The organism is Xanthobacteraceae bacterium (assembly GCA_019454205.1).
In the GTDB taxonomy this organism is placed as follows: domain Bacteria; phylum Pseudomonadota; class Alphaproteobacteria; order Rhizobiales; family Xanthobacteraceae.
Genome location: CP075369.1, coordinates 943,768 through 960,651 on the forward strand (window position 1 = coordinate 943,768; position 16,884 = coordinate 960,651).

At 63.9% G+C, this 16,884-nt stretch carries 18 protein-coding genes; 8 read left to right on the top strand and 10 right to left on the bottom strand.

Features of this window, described 5'->3' with window-relative positions; genetic code table 11:
• Positions 1-49: 49 nt before the first annotated feature.
• The 6 genes from KF794_04630 to rpsF form a co-directional block, all read right to left on the bottom strand.
• Positions 50-1,546, bottom strand: a complete 1,497-nt coding sequence (locus tag KF794_04630; protein QYK45984.1) for a replicative DNA helicase — start codon at positions 1,544-1,546, stop codon at positions 50-52.
• Between the two features lie 188 nt (positions 1,547-1,734).
• Complete coding sequence (locus tag KF794_04635) at positions 1,735-2,997, bottom strand: class I SAM-dependent methyltransferase (GenBank protein QYK45985.1); 1,263 nt, start codon at positions 2,995-2,997, stop codon at positions 1,735-1,737.
• Positions 2,998-3,183: 186 nt separating this feature from the next.
• Entirely contained in the window at positions 3,184-3,795 is a 612-nt protein-coding gene (gene rplI / locus KF794_04640) for a 50S ribosomal protein L9 (GenBank protein ID QYK45986.1), read from the bottom strand.
• A 28-nt stretch (positions 3,796-3,823) separates the two neighbouring features.
• Complete coding sequence (locus KF794_04645; protein ID QYK45987.1) at positions 3,824-4,792, bottom strand: DUF2232 domain-containing protein; 969 nt, start codon at positions 4,790-4,792, stop codon at positions 3,824-3,826.
• Positions 4,793-4,890: 98 nt separating this feature from the next.
• Positions 4,891-5,139 carry a 30S ribosomal protein S18 gene (gene rpsR, locus KF794_04650; protein ID QYK45988.1) on the bottom strand — a complete coding sequence of 83 codons (249 nt, stop codon included), beginning with the start codon at positions 5,137-5,139 and terminating at the stop codon, positions 4,891-4,893.
• Positions 5,139-5,564: a 30S ribosomal protein S6 gene (rpsF, locus tag KF794_04655; GenBank protein QYK46591.1), complete on the bottom strand. Its 426-nt coding sequence runs from the start codon at positions 5,562-5,564 to the stop codon at positions 5,139-5,141. The genes rpsR and rpsF overlap by 1 nt, the downstream gene beginning before the upstream one ends.
• 270 nt (positions 5,565-5,834) lie before the next feature.
• Here rpsF and fabD point away from each other — a divergent pair, with 270 nt between their 5' ends.
• From fabD to gmk, 8 genes are all read left to right on the top strand, one after another.
• Entirely contained in the window at positions 5,835-6,773 is a 939-nt protein-coding gene (fabD, locus tag KF794_04660; GenBank protein QYK45989.1) for an ACP S-malonyltransferase, read from the top strand.
• A gap of 5 nt (positions 6,774-6,778) precedes the next feature.
• A complete protein-coding gene (locus KF794_04665) occupies positions 6,779-7,399 on the top strand; it encodes a glutathione S-transferase family protein (GenBank protein QYK45990.1) in 621 nt (206 codons plus the stop codon).
• Between the two features lie 22 nt (positions 7,400-7,421).
• On the top strand, positions 7,422-8,159 hold the full coding sequence (gene fabG, locus KF794_04670) for a 3-oxoacyl-[acyl-carrier-protein] reductase (protein QYK45991.1): 738 nt from the start codon (positions 7,422-7,424) through the stop codon (positions 8,157-8,159).
• 279 nt (positions 8,160-8,438) lie between these two features.
• Complete coding sequence (locus tag KF794_04675; protein QYK45992.1) at positions 8,439-8,678, top strand: acyl carrier protein; 240 nt, start codon at positions 8,439-8,441, stop codon at positions 8,676-8,678.
• Positions 8,679-8,745: 67 nt separating this feature from the next.
• On the top strand, positions 8,746-10,008 hold the full coding sequence (gene fabF, locus KF794_04680) for a beta-ketoacyl-ACP synthase II (GenBank protein ID QYK45993.1): 1,263 nt from the start codon (positions 8,746-8,748) through the stop codon (positions 10,006-10,008).
• Between the two features lie 157 nt (positions 10,009-10,165).
• Positions 10,166-11,332 (top strand): endolytic transglycosylase MltG, encoded by a 1,167-nt coding sequence (mltG, locus tag KF794_04685; GenBank protein QYK46592.1) that lies wholly within the window; start codon positions 10,166-10,168, stop codon positions 11,330-11,332.
• A 75-nt stretch (positions 11,333-11,407) separates the two neighbouring features.
• On the top strand, positions 11,408-12,295 hold the full coding sequence (locus KF794_04690; GenBank protein ID QYK45994.1) for a YicC family protein: 888 nt from the start codon (positions 11,408-11,410) through the stop codon (positions 12,293-12,295).
• Positions 12,296-12,359: 64 nt separating this feature from the next.
• Positions 12,360-12,965: a guanylate kinase gene (gene gmk, locus KF794_04695; protein ID QYK46593.1), complete on the top strand. Its 606-nt coding sequence runs from the start codon at positions 12,360-12,362 to the stop codon at positions 12,963-12,965.
• On the opposite strand, the gene KF794_04700 is transcribed toward gmk, so the two are convergent.
• Genes KF794_04700 through KF794_04715 form a run of 4 tightly spaced genes read right to left on the bottom strand, consistent with a single transcriptional unit; the run spans position 12,962 to position 16,798 of the window.
• Positions 12,962-14,020: an alcohol dehydrogenase catalytic domain-containing protein gene (locus tag KF794_04700; protein ID QYK45995.1), complete on the bottom strand. Its 1,059-nt coding sequence runs from the start codon at positions 14,018-14,020 to the stop codon at positions 12,962-12,964. The genes gmk and KF794_04700 overlap by 4 nt on opposite strands.
• Position 14,021: 1 nt before the next feature.
• Positions 14,022-14,870, bottom strand: coding sequence for a 16S rRNA (adenine(1518)-N(6)/adenine(1519)-N(6))-dimethyltransferase RsmA (gene rsmA / locus KF794_04705; protein ID QYK45996.1), 849 nt, complete (start codon positions 14,868-14,870; stop codon positions 14,022-14,024).
• Entirely contained in the window at positions 14,867-15,850 is a 984-nt protein-coding gene (gene pdxA / locus KF794_04710; protein ID QYK45997.1) for a 4-hydroxythreonine-4-phosphate dehydrogenase PdxA, read from the bottom strand. Before pdxA ends, rsmA begins: the two co-directional genes overlap by 4 nt.
• The gene (locus tag KF794_04715) at positions 15,851-16,798 is read right to left on the bottom strand and encodes a SurA N-terminal domain-containing protein (protein ID QYK45998.1); all 948 of its coding nucleotides are present in this window, start codon (positions 16,796-16,798) and stop codon (positions 15,851-15,853) included. It abuts the gene before it with no gap.
• Positions 16,799-16,884 lie beyond the last annotated feature (86 nt).

The window sequence follows — 16,884 nt, forward strand, 5'->3', positions numbered from 1 at the left end:
TCGCTGCAAGGCCATGCTGGCCTGCAAGCCGCACACTATTATTACATTATTACGGCCGCCGCTCCGGCAGGCGGTCGGCATTGGCAAGATTACCGAAGCGGGTATAGGCCGACTCGAAGGAGAGCTTCACCGTGCCGGTCGGGCCGTGGCGCTGCTTGCCGATGATGATTTCGGCGCGGCCCTCGGCGGCCTTCATTTCGGTTTCCCACTTGAACCATTCTTCCGAGTTCGGCTTCGGTTCTTTGTTCTTGAGGTAATATTCCTCGCGGAACACGAACAGCACCACGTCCGCGTCCTGCTCGATCGAGCCGGACTCGCGAAGGTCGGCGAGTTGCGGGCGCTTGTCGTCGCGCGCTTCGACCTGACGCGAAAGCTGGGACAGTGCGATGATCGGGACGTTGAGTTCTTTCGCGAGCGCCTTCAGGCCGGTGGTGATCTCGGTCACTTCCTGCACGCGGTTGTCGCCGGAGCGTTTCGCGCCGGTGAGGAGTTGCAGGTAGTCCACGATCATCACGTCGAGGCCGCGCTGTCGCTTGAGCCGCCGCGCGCGCGCGACCAGTTGCGCAATCGAGATGCCGCCGGTGTCGTCGATATAGAGCGGCACCGATTCCATGTGCTGCGCGACGCCCGCGATCTTGGAGAATTCTTCCTTCGAGATTTCGCCGCGGCGGATGCGCGACGAGGCGATCTCCGCCTGCTCGGACATGATACGGGTCGCGAGCTGCTCGGCCGACATTTCCAGCGAGAAGAAACCGACGATGCCGCCCGACACGGTTTCGATGGAGCCGTCCGCTTTCGGTTCGCCCTGATAGTCGCTGGCAATCGCGTAGGCGATGTTGGTGGCGAGCGCGGTTTTCCCCATCGCGGGACGGCCCGCGATGATGATGAGATCGCTCCGCTGCAGGCCGCCCATCAGTTGATCGAGGTCGGTGAACCCCGACGCGACGCCGGAAAGCCCGCCTTCGCGCTGATAGGCGCGCGCCGCGAGATCGACCGCGTCTTTGAGCGCTTCCGAGAAGCGCATGAAGCCGCCGTCGTACTGGCCGGACTCCGCGAGTTCGTAGAGCCGCCGCTCGGCATCCTCGATCTGCGTCTGGGGCGGAAGTTCCACCGGCGCGTCATAGGCGACGTTGACCATGTCCTGACCGATCTGGATCAGGTCGCGGCGCGTGGCGAGGTCGTAGATGGTGCGGCCGTAATCGCCGGAATTGATGATGGTGGTCGCTTCCGCGGCGAGGCGCGCGAGATATTGCGTCGGGTTCAGGCCCGCGATGTCGGTCTCGGCCGGGATGAAGGTCTTGATGGTGACGGGCGAGGCGATCTTGCCGGCGCGGATCAGGCTCGCGGCCACCTCGAAGATCTGCTGATGGATCGGCTCGAAGAAATGCTTCGGCTCCAGGAAGTCGGAAACCCGGTAGAACGCTTCGTTATTGACGAGGACCGCGCCGAGCAGCGCCTGCTCGACCTCGATATTGTGCGGCGCTTGCCGGTACTCCGGTGTTTCGGGTTCCGGAAAGGCTTTTCGGAGCGCGTTCTCGAGTGCCATCGTTTGCGTTTTCTGTTTTGTCTTGGGTCGTCAACAAACGCGACACGCAAGGAAGATTGGATTAGCACGCGCGCTCGCTGTCGCAAGCGGTAATCGGAAGCCCACAGCAATTCACAGCCGCTACTTTGATTCGCAGGGAAGTCTGAAATGCCTTGACGGCGAAATTGGGTTGCCGGGTGCGGAGAAAATTATTCTCCCGCCAGCCGCAACGGACGCTTGACGTTCCGTTCTACCGCGCGGAAGCGGTTTTCCGCGTCCTCGATATAGCCGCGTGTCAGCGGCACCGCGTCCTGCCGGTGCGCCATCTGGATGTGGAATACCATCAGGTGCCGGTGGCGGAACGCCATTTCCGAGACGGCGAGATAGAACTCCCACATTCGCGCGAACCGCTCGTCGTAAAGTGCCAGCACTTCCTCGCGGTGCGCGAGAAAACGCTCGCGCCACGCCTTCAGCGTCCCGGCGTAGTGCAGGCGCAAGATCTCGATGTCGGTCACGATCAGGCCGGAGCGCTCGATCGCGGGCAGGACTTCCGAAAGCGACGGGATATAGCCGCCGGGGAAGATGTATTTCGCGATCCACGAACTGGTGGCGGTCGGGCGGTCCGAGCGGCCGATGGAATGAAGCACCGCGACGCCATCCGGTTTCAGCAGGGAAGCAGCCTTGCGGAAGAACTCTTTATAGTGGTCGATGCCGACATGCTCGAACATGCCGACCGAAACGATACGGTCGTAGGTTTCCGGCACGTCGCGATAGTCCTGCAAACGGAACTCGACGCGCCCGTTGAGATGCTTTTCGGCGGCGCGCTGGCGCGCAACCGCATGTTGCTCGTCCGAGAGCGTGACACCCGTGACCTTCGCGTCCGCAATCTCCGCGAGATAGAGCGCCATGCCGCCCCAGCCGCAGCCGATGTCGAGCGCGCGCAATCCCGGACGGTTGAACAGCAGTTTCGCCGCGAGATGCCGCTTCTTCGCAAGCTGCGCGTCGTCGAGGCTTTGGCCGGGCGTCTCGAAATAGGCGCAGGAATACTGCCGGTCGGCATCGAGGAATAAGGAATAAAGCCTGCCGTCCAGATCGTAGTGGTGGTGCACGTTCTGCCGCGCCCGCCTGCGCGGATTGAACTGCTCGAACCGGCGCAGGAGAAAGCGCCCCTTGTCGAAGATCCATGCTGTCGGCGTCGGCGCGGTAATGCTGGTCTGGCGCAACAGCAGGTCGAGCAGCTTGGCGATGTCGCCGCGTTCGATCACGAAGCCGCCGTTCATGAACGCTTCGCCGAAACGCAGTTCGGGATTGATGATCGAGCGCAGCAGCGCCGTCCTGCTTTTGAAACGGATCGCGAGCGGCTCGCCGGTGCCGTCGCCTACGGCAAAAGGCTTTCCGTCGGCGATCGCGATGGCCAGCGATCCCTCTTTGACGATCGAAGAGAAAATGCCCCGTACAAAACGTTCGAACATGGCACGCCTCGTCGGCTCCGCGCCCGGCGTCCGTTCGTCTCGCGCCTTACGCGGATGCAAAATTGAAGCGCAAACACGAAAGACAGGCAAATCCAAAAAAACGGCACCCGGCCCGAAAATAAAAACCCCGGAGCGGCGAGGCCGTTCCGGGGCTGGAGCAAATTTTAGGCTGCCGTTACGCGGCGATCACGCCTTGGGCGCTTCTTCCGTAGCCGCTTCTTCTCCGGCCTTGAGTTCTTCCGGCGTCTGCTCGAAGAATTTTTCGGCGGCCAGCTTGGCTTCCGCGCGTTCTTCCTCGTCGTCGCTGCGGGTGACGGTGAGGTCTTCGCCGCGTGCCTGACGCTCGGCTTCGTCCGGGGTGCGGGCGACGTTGACGATGATGTTCACGTCGACTTCCGGATGCAGGGAAACCGGGAGCGTGTGCAGGCCGATCACCTTGATCGGCGAGTTCAGCACGATCTGGCGGCGCTGCACGGTGAAGCCGTCCTTGGTGAGCGCGTCCGCGATGTCGCGGGACTGCACCGAGCCGTAGAGCTGGCCGGTTTCGCCGGCCTGACGGACGAGGATGACCGACTTGCCGTCGAGCTTCTTCGCGACCGCTTCCGCTTCGTTCTTGCGCTCTAAGTTCTGCGCTTCGATCTGCGCCTTCATGCCCTCGAACTTCTTCTTGTTTGCTTCGGTCGCGCGCAGCGCCTTGCCGTTCGGCAGCAGGAAATTGCGGGCGAAACCGTCTTTCACCTTCACGGTGTCGCCGATCTGGCCGAGCTTGGCGACGCGCTCGAGTAGGATGACTTCCATTGCAGATACTCCTCGTTATCTCATGTCGTTATTTCATGGGGACAGGCGGCGCGGGCGGGCGGCGTCGTGCCGCCTTTCCGCGCAAATCGAAAATCTGGTCGGCGATGCCGAGCATCGCCGCGAGCAGGACCGGCCAGCCGAAGGCAAGCGAGATCCATGCGAGCGCAAGGATCGGCGTGCGACCGCCGACACCTTGCGTGATCGAATGCAGCACGGCGAAGCCGAGCAGCGAGTGGGCGAAGGTCAGGATCGCGACGATCACGGTCGCGATCAGGCCGGGCAGGCCCGGAATGAAATACGAAACCGCGAGGCCTACGACGAACAGGACCGACGCCATCGGCGGAAACGTCATCGCACGGAGATCGGGCCACGGGCGCGGCAACATTCCGGAAACGCGGGCGAGGCGCGCCGCGAGCCATGCGTTGAGAATGTAGAACGTGAACGCGAACAGTCCGACCCACGCCGGCAGGATCAGCGCGACGACGTTGAAGAGTTCGTCGGTGCTTTTCAGGCCAAGCAGTTTCAGTTGCTGCGCGAACGCTTCCGGCGGCGCGTCCTTGAGGCTTTGTTGCAAGGTGGCGCGGACGGAACCGCGATAGGTTTCTAGGTCGCTGCCGAACAGCAGGACGAAAGCGAGGCCCGCACCGGCCGCAAGCAGTGCCGCCCAGATCACGATGCGTCCCGGCGGATACCATTCTGCGCCATGCTCGGTGGTGCGGCCGAGCATTACGAGATAGGCGAGGACATAGGCCGGTACGCCGAACGCGACGACATAGGAGACCGCGCTCCAGCCGGAAATGAGCAGGCCGGCGAGCGTTGCCGCCGTGGCGACAGCGAGCAGCGCGATGCGATGGCTCCACGCAATGCCGGCGAGTAGCACGGGCAGCATGGAAAGCGGCACAAGGATCAGCGCCAGCGGTCCGCGGGTAAGCGCGGACGCGAACAGGAGCGCGGAAGCCGCGCCTGCGCCAATGCCAATGAGGATTGCCTGTATCATCGTCAGCTGTCCCGCCCTTTCCGGCGGTTAGAGGCGGATGAATTCCGCCCCAACCATCGCCGCGCGGGCGTTACCCCGCACGGCGTCGAGTTATCTTCTTACTTCAGAACGTAAGGCAGCAGCCCAAGGAAACGCGCGCGCTTGATGGCGGCGGCGAGTTCGCGCTGCTTGAGGGTCGAGACCGCGCTGATGCGGGCCGGGACGATCTTGCCGCGCTCGGAAACGTAGCGCTGCAGGAGCTTGGTGTCCTTGTAGTCAATCTTCGGCGCATTCGCGCCCGAGAACGGGCAGGTCTTGCGGCGGCGGAAGAACGGACGGCGCTGGCCGCCCTGAGCACCCATGGCCATTAGTTCGCTCCCTCGTTCGAGTCGCCGTCGCGTGCAGGCGCGTTGTCGTCGCTGCCGCCTTCCTCGCCGTCACGGTCGCGGCGGCCACGGCGGTCGTCGCGGTCGCGCTTCTGCATCATCGCCGACGGACCTTCTTCCAGTTCCTCGACCTTCACGGTCATGAAGCGGATTACGTCTTCGGAAATGCGCATCTGGCGTTCCATCTCGTGCACGGCCGCGGCCGGCGCGTCGATGTTGAGGAGCGCCATGTGCGCCTTGCGGTTCTTGCGGATGCGGTAGGTGAGGGACTTCACGCCCCAGTATTCTTCCTTCTTGACCGAGCCTTTACCGGCTTCGATCACGCCCTTGTACTGGGCGATCATTTCTTCGACTTGCTGCGCGGTCACGTCCTGACGCGCGAGAAAGACATGCTCGTAAAGCGGCATGGATAAGCCTTCCATCAGTTGGCGCCGGTCTGGCGCCGAGCCCTCCGAGCCTTCGTGAAGGCTCGAAAAATCTCAGAGGCGGGAACACTGAAGGACGGACCGACTGGCCCTATGGCGTGACGCCACCCTTCATTCAGCTCCCGGCCGGGACCGGCAGAAGGCGCGGTTTATAAGGGATTCCGGGCCATAGGCAAGGCTTTGCGGCTACCTTGACTAAAACGAAGGGGCCGTGTCCAAGGGCCGGGAAAATCAGCATTTTTCGAGGGTTTCATGGCACTCGCATTCGCTTTTCCGGGTCAGGGCAGCCAGGCGGTCGGCATGGGCAAGGCGCTCAGTGACGCCTTTCCGGCGGCAAAGGCCGTATTCGACGAGGTGGACGCAGCGCTCGGCCAGAAGCTCTCGCAGGTGATGTGGGAAGGCCCGCAGGAGACGCTGACCCTCACCGAGAACGCCCAGCCCGCGCTGATGGCGGTTTCGGTCGCGGTGGTGAAAGTGCTGGAAGCTGAGGCGGGCCTCGATCTCGCGCGCGACGTGAAATTCGTCGCCGGTCATTCGCTCGGCGAATATTCGGCGCTGGCGGCGGCGGGCGCGTTCTCGATCACGGATGCCGCGAAGCTGCTCCGCATCCGCGGGCAGGCGATGCAGAAGGCGGTGCCGGTCGGCACCGGCGCGATGGCGGCCTTGCTCGGCATCGAACTCGACGCGGCGCGCGAACTGGCTTCCGAAGCGGCACAGGGCGAAGTCTGCGACGTCGCGAACGACAATGGCGGCGGGCAGGTGGTCGTCTCCGGCAACAAGGCGGCGGTCGAACGCGCCGCCGAAATCGCGAAAGGCAAGAGCGTGCGCGCGATGATGCTGCCCGTATCCGCGCCCTTCCATTGCGCACTCATGCAGCCGGCGGCGGACGCGATGCGCGACGCGCTCGGAAAAGTTCAGGTCAACAAGCCGAAGGTGCCGGTGGTGGCGAACGTCACCGCCAGCGCTGTGAGCGACCCCAACGAAATCGTCGATCTGCTGGTGAAGCAGGTGACCGGCACCGTTCGCTGGAGAGAATGCGTGCAGTATCTCGCCGCGAACGGCGTCACGAAGATCGTCGAGGCCGGATCGGGCAAGGTGCTCACCGGGCTTCTCAAGCGCATCGCGAAGGAAGTTTCCGGCCAGCCGGTCGGCACGCCCGATGATGTCGCCGCATACAAGGCTGCCGGATAACGGATATGTGGACCTATTACTTCGCGGCGCATACCGGCGCGCTTGCGCCGCACATCGCGCTGGAAGAAGCGGGCGCGAAATACGAAACCGTGCGCCTCAGCTTCAAGAGCGAAGACCAGCGCAAGCCGGAATATACGGCGATCAATCCGAAGGCCCGCGTGCCCGCGCTGAAAACCGAACGCGGCGTGCTGACCGAAGTGCCCGCAATTCTCGCTTTCGTGGCGCAGGAGTTTCCGGCCGCGAACCTCGCGCCGCTCGAAGATCCGTTTGCTTTCGCCGAAGTGCAGGCGTTCAACAGCTACCTGTGTTCGACGGTGCACGTTTCGCACGCCCACAGGATGCGCGGCTATCGCTGGGCCGACGAGCCGGAGGCGATCGCCGCCATGCAGCGCAAGGTGCCGCAATCGGTCGGCGAAGGCTTCGAGATGATCGAGCGGCACTTCCTGCGCGGCCCGTGGGTCATGGGCGAGCGCTACACGATTGCCGATCCATACCTTTATACCTTGACCCAATGGATGGAAGCGGACGGCGTAGACCGCAACCGTTTTCCCAAGGTGAAGGATCATTTCGCGCGCGTCGGCGAACGGCCCGCCGTCAAGCGGGCGCTCGCGGCGCAACTGGGCTAGAACGGGAATAGTGGAGAAGAGAATGTTCGATCTCACCGGCAAGAAGGCGCTCGTCACCGGCGCATCCAGCGGTATCGGCACCGCCATCGCCAAGGCGCTGCACGCGCAGGGCGCGGAAGTCGCGATATCCGGCACGCGCAAGGAAGCGCTCGACGCCATCGCGGCGGAAATGAAAGAGCGCGTGCATGTGCTGCCATGCAATCTCGCCGACAAGGACGCGGTCGAGGCGCTCGTTCCTTCCGCCGACAAGGCGATGGGGCAGGTCGACATCCTCGTGAACAATGCCGGCATCACGAAGGACAACATCTTCGTTCGCCTCAGCGACGAGGCGTGGGATCAGGTGATCGCGGTGAACCTCACCGCGGGCTTCCGGCTGGCACGCGCTGCCGCGCGCGACATGATGCGCCGCCGTTTCGGCCGCATCATCGGCATCACTTCCGTTGTGGGTGCGACCGGCAACGCCGGGCAGGGCAACTATGCCGCCGCGAAGGCGGGCATGGTCGGGATGATGAAATCGCTGGCGCAGGAACTGGCGAGCCGGAATGTCACTGCGAACTGCATCGCACCCGGCTTCATCGCGACGCCCATGACCGACGTGCTGACCGAGGCGCAGAAGAAAGCGATTCTCGACGCCGTCCCGGCAAGGAAGCTCGGCACGCCGGACGATATCGGCGCGGCGGCGGTCTACCTTGCCTCCAACGAGGCCGGATATGTCACCGGCGCGACGCTCCACGTGAACGGCGGCATGGCGATGTTCTGAGCACTGCTCCGGCGGTAAGTGGGGGCGGAATAGAGAAGGAATATCAAATACTTGTAGCGGGATTGCCCGCTGGCAAACCGAAAAGGGGTATGGTACGACCCAAGCGGCTTTCGCGTCCGGTTGGCGAAGCGCGGTGAACGGTGCCGGGGAACCCCGGAATTTTTCGCTGGCGCGCGCCGCGACAATCGGACAAAGAAAGCCGGACCCGCCGCGAGGGGAATTCTCGCGGCAACAATCGAACAAGCCGGGCGGGATTTCCGGGCGACCAAGGGTGTGTCAATGGCCGATATTGCGGAACGGGTAAAAAAGATCGTCGTGGAACGTCTCGGCGTGGAGCCGGAGAAGGTCAACGAGAAGGCGAGCTTCATTGACGATCTCGGCGCCGACAGTCTCGACACCGTCGAGCTGGTCATGGCGTTCGAGGAAGAATTCGGCTGCGAAATTCCGGACGATGCCGCGGAGACGATCTCGACCGTCGGCGATGCCGTGAAGTTCCTCGAGAAGAACGCGAAGTCCTAAACCGCTTCCTGACCGGACGGCCGCGCGCGCGTTTCGCTCGGGCGGCTCAGCCAAGGATTCCCGAACCATGCGTCGTGTCGTCGTTACCGGGCTGGGGATGCTCTCGCCGCTCGGTTGCGGCGTCGAGACTACGTGGAAGCGCCTGCTCGAAGGCAAGAGCGGCGCGAAGAAGATCGACGAATTCGAAGTGTCCGATCTGCGCTGCCAGATCGCGCACGTCATCCCGAAGGGCGACGGCTCCGACGGCACCTTCAACCGCGACCAGTGGATGGAGCCGAAGGAAAGCCGCAAGGTCGATGACTTTATCCTCTATGCGATCTGCGCGGCGACGCAGGCGCTTGAAGACGCGGGCTGGAAGCCCGTCAGCACCGAAGATCAGGAGCGCACCGGCGTCCTGATCGGCTCCGGCATCGGCGGCATCGAAGGCATCGCGGAGACCGCGATCATCCTGAAGGAAAAAGGTCCGCGCCGCGTTTCGCCGTTCTTTATTCCCGGCCGCCTGATCAACCTCGCGTCCGGTTACGTTTCCATCCAGCACGGGCTGAAGGGACCGAACCATTCGGTCGTCACCGCGTGCTCGACCGGCGCGCACGCCATCGGCGACGCAGGCCGTTTGATCGCGCTCGGCGATGCCGACGTGATGGTCGCGGGCGGCACGGAGTCTCCGGTCGGCCGCATGGCGCTCGCCGGTTTCTCCGCGATGCATGCGCTCTGCGCGTCTTACAACGATCGTCCTGTGCAGGCGTCGCGCCCTTACGACAAGGATCGCGACGGTTTCGTCATGGGCGAGGGCGCGGGCGTGGTCGTGCTCGAGGAATACGAGCACGCGAAAGCGCGCGGCGCGAAGATTTACGGCGAACTGATCGGCTATGGCCTCTCCGGCGACGCCTATCACATCACCGCTCCTTCGGAGAATGGCGAAGGCGCGTTCCGCTGCATGACCATGGCGCTGAAGCGCGCGGGTATTTCGGCTTCCGATCTCGATTACATCAACGCGCATGGTACTTCGACCATGGCCGATACCATCGAACTCGGCGCAGTCGAGCGTCTGGTCGGGAATGCAGCCTCCAAGATTTCGATGTCTTCGACGAAATCTTCCATCGGCCATCTGCTCGGTGCGGCGGGTTCGGTGGAGGCGATTTTCTCCCTGCTTGCGATGCGCGATCAGGTCGCGCCCGCGACCCTTAATCTCGACAATCCTTCGGTCGAAACTCCGATCGACCTCGTCCCGCACACGCCGCGCAAGCGCGACATCAACATCGCGCTTTCGAATTCCTTTGGTTTCGGCGGGACCAATGCGTCTCTGATCTTCCGGCGCGTCAATCACTAATCCGTGGGCTTCCCGCTTCGGCCACAATCGCCGTTAGGGTGGGCGCGGGGCTAACGGGACGGGCGTGATGGCTGGGCGGCACAACGACAACGATCACTATGATTACGACTATGACGATCGTCCGCAATCCGGCACACGCAGCACGAGGCACGGGCTGATGGCCGACCGCGTTCCCGCGCCGCCGTCGAGCCGCGCGCGGCATCCCATTGTCATCATCGGCAACGCGATCTTCACGACGCTGTTCCTGCTCGCGATTTTCGCGGGCGGCGCTCTTTATTATGGCAGCGTGAAGTTCAGCGAGCCGGGTCCGCTCGACCGCGAAAAGACCGTCAACATCCCGCCGAAGACCGGCCTGCGCGACATGGCGGACCTGCTCCGCCGCGAAGGCGTGATCGAGCAGCCCAACCTTTTCGTGCTCGGCGCCTATGTGCAGCGCGCGCATGGCGACCTGAAGGCCGGCGAATACGTCTTCGAGAAGAACGCCAGCATGGCCGACGTGCTGAAGACGATCATCGAGGGCAAGTCGATCCAGCATCAGGTCACGATCCCGGAAGGGCTGACCAGCCAGCAGATCCTCCAGCGCATCAACGACGCCGAAGTGCTGACCGGCCCGATCCAGACCATTCCGCCGGAAGGCACGCTGCTGCCCGAAACCTATCGTGTGACGCGCGGCACCACGCGCGAACAACTGATCCAGCGCATGAGTCAGGCGCAGATGCGTCTGGTGCAGGAAATCTGGAACCGCCGCGCACAGGATCTGCCGGTCAAGAATATTCAGGAATTCATCACACTCGCGTCCATCGTCGAGAAGGAAACCGCGATTGCCAGCGAACGCACCCGCGTCGCCGCCGTGTTCGTTAACCGCCTGAACCGCAACATGCGGCTGCAATCGGACCCGACGATCATCTACGGCATCGTCGGCGGGAAGGGCACGCTGGGCCGCTCCATCACGCGTTCCGACATTGACACGCCGACGCCCTACAACACCTACACCATCAACGGCCTGCCGCCCGGACCGATCGCCAATCCGGGCCGCGCTTCGCTGGAAGCGGTCGCCAATCCGTCGCGCACCAAGGATCTCTACTTCGTGGCCGACGGCACCGGCGGTCACGTCTTCGCCGAGACCTACGAGCAGCACCAGCGCAACGTCGCCCGCTGGCGCGACATCGAGCGCGACAAGCGCGAGACGCAGACCGGCCAGACGCCGCCGCCCGCACCCGCCGGCGAGCCGAAGCAGTCTTCGGGAGACAAAGAGAAGAAGAACGCGAAGTCCGGCGAGCCGCAGAAAAAGAAGAAAGAGAAGAAGGCCGAGCCGAAGCAATAGGCGGCGCGCTTGTGAGGCCTGCGCCGCGCCGTTAAGGTCGCCGCGATTTCGGCTCGTAAGAATCGCGGTTCACGAATGTCCCTCGCCAGCATGACCGGCTTTGCCCGCACCTCCGGCACCTTCGGTGCGTCGCGCTGGGCGTGGGAACTGAAATCGGTCAATTCCAAGGGCCTCGACATCCGCTTCCGCCTGCCGCCCGGACGTGATGCGCTGGAGCCGCAACTTCGCGCCGCCGTATCGCGCGCGCTGACGCGCGGCAGCGTTACCGCCAATCTTACGATTGCACGCGAAGGCCAGCCACCGGTCGTGCGCGTGAACGAGGAAGTGCTCTCCGCAGTGCTGGCCACCGCTGCACAGATCGCAAAGCTCATCGACGCGCAGCCTCCGGCCCTCGACGGCATCCTCGCCATCAAGGGCGTGATGGAAGTGGTGGAGAGCGAGGAAACCGAAGCCGAGCGCGACACTGCGAACGCAGAACTGCTGCGCGGCTTCGAGGCGGCGCTCGCCGAGCTTGCCGCCATGCGCGCGCGCGAAGGCGCCATCATCGGACAGGTTTTGGGCGAGCGCGTTTCCGAGATCGAGAAACTCGCGAAGGCGGCGGAAAGCTCGCCCTCGCGTAGCGTGGAAGCAATCCGTGCCAAACTCGCCGAGCAGGTAAAGGAATTGATCGCCGCCAGCTCCACGCTCGACCCGGAGCGGCTGCATCAGGAAGCAGCATTGCTCGCGGCAAAAGCCGACGTCCGCGAGGAACTGGATCGGCTTGGCGCGCATGTTTCCGCTGCGCGGACATTGTTGAAGAACGGCGGCGCGGTCGGCCGCAAGCTCGATTTCCTGGCGCAGGAATTCAACCGCGAGTCGAATACGCTCTGTTCGAAATCGAACGACGTTTCGTTGACCGCGATAGGGCTGGAGCTGAAAACCGCGGTCGATCAGTTCCGCGAGCAGGTGCAGAACCTTGAGTAAGAAAAAGAAGGCCGTGAAACGCAAGGCCCCGAAGCGCCGCGAAAAGCTGGCGCGGCGCGGGCTGATGTTCGTGCTCTCGTCGCCGGCGGGTGCGGGCAAGACCTCGCTCACCCGCGCACTCCTGAAGCTCGACAAGAACGTGAAACTGTCGATCTCGGTGACGACGCGGCCCCGCCGTCCAGGCGAGAAGGAAGCCACGCATTATTTCTTCCGCTCGCCGGAGAAGTTCACCGCGATGCGCGAGCGCGGCGAATTGCTGGAATGGGCGGAAGTGTTCGGCAACTACTACGGCACGCCGCGGGAAGCAGTGTCGAAGGCGCTCGCTACGGGGCGCGACGTGATCTTCGACATCGACTGGCAAGGCACACAGCAGCTTCGCGAAAAGGCGCGCGACGATCTGGTCAGCGTGTTCGTGCTGCCGCCGAGCGCCCGCGAATTGCATAGCCGCTTGCAGAAGCGTGCGCAGGACTCGGAAGCCACCATCAAGAAGCGGATGGCGATGGCTTCCGGCGAAATCAGCCACTGGGCCGAATACGACTACGTGCTGGTCAACGACGATTTCGACGCCTGCCTCGCGGAAGTGCAGGCGATCCTGCATGCCGAGCGGCTGAAACGCGAACGCCGCACCGGGCTATCGAATTTCGTCCGCGCGTTGCAGGAAAAACTTTAAGCCGTCAGCACCGTCCGGCCGATGGTCCGGCCATTGCGCAGGTCGTCGAGCGCGGCGTTCGCCTCCGCAAGCGGCCGCGTCTTCACCGGGATCGGCGCGACCTTGCCCGCACGCACCAGCGCGAGCATTTCCTTCGCCTCCGCGAGCGAGCCGACGTAGTTACCGGCAATCGAAACGCCTTTCAGGCCGAGCACCGGCACGGAAAGCGGCATCTCGCCGCCGATCAAACCGGCGACCACCAGCTTGCCGCCTTTCGCCAGCGCGCCGAAACCGAGCGCGGCGGATTTATCCGAGCCAACGAAGTCGATCGCGCCGAGCACGCCGCCGCTGGAAGCCACCATGATTTCCTTACGCGTCGCCTTGTCGGACGGATCGAACGCGGCGGCTGCGCCGTTCGCAAGCGCATGTTCGCGCTTCTTCGGGTCGATTTCGACCACGATGGGCTTGTGCTGCGAGCGGGCTTTCAGGAACGAAAAGCCCATCATGCCGACGCCGCCGAGACCGATGAGGAGTGCAGGGCCGCGGTCGGCCAGCGCGCCGAGCTTGGCAATCGCCGAATAGGCGGTGACGCCCGAACACATATAAGTACCGGCGAGGTCGCGCGGGATCGGATCGTATTCGAGCAGGTATTTCGGATGCGGCACCAGTACGTGGGTCGCATAGCCGCCCTGGGTCTGGATACCGATCTGCTGCGGCTTCGCGCAGAGATGCTCGTCGCCGCTCTCGCAGGTCGCGCATCTCCCGCAGCCGATCCACGGATAAACGACATAGCGCTTGCCCACGTTGACGCCCTTCGCGTCGGGGCCGAGCGCTTCCACTGCGCCTTCGATTTCATGGCCGAGCGCGAACGGCAGCGGTCGTCCGCCTGCAAGCTCCGCCTTGCGTCCGCCGCCGAGATCGAAATAGCCGTCGTGCAGGTGAATGTCGGAATGGCACACACCGCAATGGCTGACGCGCATCAGGACTTCGGTGCCGGCTGGCGCGGGAGCGTCGATCGTTTCCTCGCAAAGCGGCTTGCCGTAATCGGTGAACACCTGCCGCGTGATCTTCGTCATTTCATTTCCCCGTCGCGGCGAAAACATTTGCGAGCCGCACGAAACCTTCCACTGGAATTTCTTCCGCGCGCTTCGTCGGTTCGATCTGCGCCTCGGCCAGTAGCTGAAGCGCGTCCACGCCGAGCGAGCGCAGGCTTTGGCGTAGCATCTTGCGCCGCTGGCCGAAAGCGGCTGCCGTCACGCGCGCAAGGATGCCGGAGTCGCACGGCAACGGATTTTCGCGGGGAACGATGTGCACGACCGAAGACGTCACCTTCGGCTGTGGCACGAACGCGCTCGGACTGATGTCGAACATAATCCGCGCTGCGGAACGCCATCCGGCCAGCACGCCGAGACGCCCGTAGGCATCGTCGCCCGCCTGCGCCACGATGCGCGCTGCGACCTCGCGCTGGAACATCAGCACCAGCGAGTCGTAATAGGGCGGCCACGGCTCGACGGTGAGCCAGTTCACCAGCAGCGCCGTCGCAATGTTGTAGGGCAGGTTCGCGACAATGCGCGCCCGCGCGCCCTTGAGAAGCGGCAGCGGGTCGAAGGCGAGCGCGTCGGCCTCGACGATTTCCAGTTTGCCGGGATAGGCGGCGGAGATTTCCTCCAGCGCGGCGATGCAACGCCGGTCGCGCTCGATGGCAATGACGCGGGCCGCGCCCTCCGCGAGTAGCGCGCGCGTCAGCCCGCCGGGGCCGGGACCCACTTCGATTATCGTGACGCCTTCGAGCGGTCCGCCTGCGCGCGCGATGCGTGCGGTCAGGTTCAGGTCGAGCAGGAAATTCTGGCCGAGGGATTTCTTCGCCTGCAATTCATGCCGCCGGATCACGTCACGCAGCGGCGGCAGGTTGTCGATGGCGCTCATGCGCGCGACGAGAGCCTGTGTGCGAGTTTGATCGCAGCTTCTAGGCTCGATGGGTCGGCGCGGCCGGTGCCCGCGAGATCGAACGCCGTGCCGTGATCGGGCGAGGTGCGCACGAAGGGCAAACCGAGCGTCACGTTCACCGCGCGGTCGAAAGCAAGCGCCTTCACGGGCGCAAGCACCTGATCGTGATACATGCCGAGCGCAACGTCGTAGCGCTTGCGTGCCGCTGCGTGAAACATCGTGTCGGCGGGGTGGGGACCGGAAATGTCGAACCCTTCGCCGCGCAGCGTTTGAATCGCCGGCGCGATGATCGTGTTCTCTTCCGTGCCGATGGTGCCTTCCTCGCCTGCGTGCGGGTTCAGCCCGCAAACGGCGATGCGCGGCTTTGCAATTCCGAATTTCGTTCGGTAGTCGCGCGCGACGATGCGCGCGGTCTCCGCGATCATTTCCTGCGTCAGCAGGCGGGGCACCTCGCGCAGCGGAACGTGGATGGTGAGTGGCACCACCGCGAGTTCCTCGCTCCAGATCAGCATGGCGACGCGCGGCGTTCCCGCGAGATGCGCGAGATATTCGGTATGCCCCGGAAACGGAAATCCGCCCGCCTGCATCACGTGCTTGGCGATGGGATTGGTCACGACCGCGCCCGCTTCGCCGCGCTGCGTGTGCGAGACCGCGAGGTCGATCGCGGTGCGCGCGGCGTTCGCGCTCGAAGCGTCGGGTTTGCCGGGCGAGGCGGTGGCGAGCGCGCCGGTTTCGACGACCGGCAGCGCACCTACGAAAACACTCGCGGCTTCCGAGGGCACGCAACTCTCAATCGTTACATCGAGCGAGAGTTGTTGCGCGCGCCGCGCAAGAAAGGTGGCGTCACCGGCAATGAAGAATGGCGGCAGTTTCCGCTTTTCGCGTTCTCGCCAAAGCGCCAGCGTCAGGTCAGGACCGATCCCCGCCGGTTCGCCGAGGGTCAGCGCGAGCGGAAGCATTTACTGCGAGATGATCTGGATGATCGATTTGGCGCGTGCCTGATCGAGCACTTTTTTCTCATAGGCCTGCAGCCGCTGGCCCATCAGTTCGTTTTTCAGTTCGCGGTTTGCCGAGATGTCGGAGGCGATCACCTTGCGATCGCAAATGGCCACGACCTCGATGCCGTTCGCGGTCGGCTCAGGTGGCGTCATCTTGCCATCGGGCAGGGTTTCCAGCAGCTTTTGCAGATTGGCCGAAAGGTCCGTCGAAAAACGGCGGACGCGCGGCTTCACCACGGTTTCCTGATATTCGCGCGAAAGCTGAACCGCCTGTTCGCAAGAGGAAACACGAGCGCGCAGTGCTTCGGCCTGCTTGATGCGCTCCTGCCGTACCGCGGGAGGCGCGTTGCGGCGCGTGACAAAGATCACCTGCTGCATGGTGTATTGCACGGCCTTGCCTTGCAGGTTCTGTCCGCGCGCGGTCATGGCGGCGACCAGATCGGCGTCACGGATCGCGAAGTGGGAAGGATTGGCGGTCAGATATTGCTGCCAGGCGACATCGGCTTTCACGCGTGCCCGGAAGCTCTCAACGTCGATTCCGTTCGACTGCAGCACCTTCTCGAAATCGGCGAGGCTGCGTCCGAGCCGCTGCGCGATGCCGGCGAAGGCTTTGTCCACTTCCGCGCGAGTCGGGTTGACGTTGTTGCGCTGCGCGATCTGGAGCTTGAGCTTCTGGTTGATGAGTTCGTCGAGCGCCTCCTGCCGCGTCGCCTTGGGGCGGCCGGAAGTAGCGAGCAGCTTCAGGCGGTGCTGGACGTCGAGCGCCGTGATCGGTTCGCCGTTCACCAGCGCGACCAGCGCCCGCACCTGCTGTGCCTGCGCGCGCGGCGTGAATTGTGCGGCGGCGCCGATCAGGAGGAGGGCGAGTACTGCGAAATGAATTACTCGGATAAGGCGCGTCTGGTTCATGGTCGTTAGTCTGTGGCGCGGCTTGCCGCCGATACAACGGTTCGATCCTAAGACCGCTGCTGTGGCGGTATTGGGACGGGCGAAGC

Coding starts and splice junctions, on each gene's coding strand:
- rplI (QYK45986.1), bottom strand. CDS start 3,795: ATGGAAGTCATCCTACTCGAGCGCGTCGCCAAGCTCGGCCAGATCGGC.
- fabF (QYK45993.1), top strand. CDS start 8,746: ATGCGTCGTGTCGTCGTTACCGGGCTGGGGATGCTCTCGCCGCTCGGT.
- fabD (QYK45989.1), top strand. CDS start 5,835: ATGGCACTCGCATTCGCTTTTCCGGGTCAGGGCAGCCAGGCGGTCGGC.
- KF794_04635 (QYK45985.1), bottom strand. CDS start 2,997: ATGTTCGAACGTTTTGTACGGGGCATTTTCTCTTCGATCGTCAAAGAG.
- KF794_04690 (QYK45994.1), top strand. CDS start 11,408: ATGTCCCTCGCCAGCATGACCGGCTTTGCCCGCACCTCCGGCACCTTC.
- KF794_04665 (QYK45990.1), top strand. CDS start 6,779: ATGTGGACCTATTACTTCGCGGCGCATACCGGCGCGCTTGCGCCGCAC.
- pdxA (QYK45997.1), bottom strand. CDS start 15,850: ATGCTTCCGCTCGCGCTGACCCTCGGCGAACCGGCGGGGATCGGTCCT.
- KF794_04675 (QYK45992.1), top strand. CDS start 8,439: ATGGCCGATATTGCGGAACGGGTAAAAAAGATCGTCGTGGAACGTCTC.
- rsmA (QYK45996.1), bottom strand. CDS start 14,870: ATGAGCGCCATCGACAACCTGCCGCCGCTGCGTGACGTGATCCGGCGG.
- KF794_04700 (QYK45995.1), bottom strand. CDS start 14,020: ATGACGAAGATCACGCGGCAGGTGTTCACCGATTACGGCAAGCCGCTT.
- fabG (QYK45991.1), top strand. CDS start 7,422: ATGTTCGATCTCACCGGCAAGAAGGCGCTCGTCACCGGCGCATCCAGC.
- mltG (QYK46592.1), top strand. CDS start 10,166: ATGGCCGACCGCGTTCCCGCGCCGCCGTCGAGCCGCGCGCGGCATCCC.
- KF794_04645 (QYK45987.1), bottom strand. CDS start 4,792: ATGATACAGGCAATCCTCATTGGCATTGGCGCAGGCGCGGCTTCCGCG.
- rpsR (QYK45988.1), bottom strand. CDS start 5,139: ATGGCCATGGGTGCTCAGGGCGGCCAGCGCCGTCCGTTCTTCCGCCGC.
- KF794_04630 (QYK45984.1), bottom strand. CDS start 1,546: ATGGCACTCGAGAACGCGCTCCGAAAAGCCTTTCCGGAACCCGAAACA.
- KF794_04715 (QYK45998.1), bottom strand. CDS start 16,798: ATGAACCAGACGCGCCTTATCCGAGTAATTCATTTCGCAGTACTCGCC.
- rpsF (QYK46591.1), bottom strand. CDS start 5,564: ATGCCGCTTTACGAGCATGTCTTTCTCGCGCGTCAGGACGTGACCGCG.
- gmk (QYK46593.1), top strand. CDS start 12,360: ATGTTCGTGCTCTCGTCGCCGGCGGGTGCGGGCAAGACCTCGCTCACC.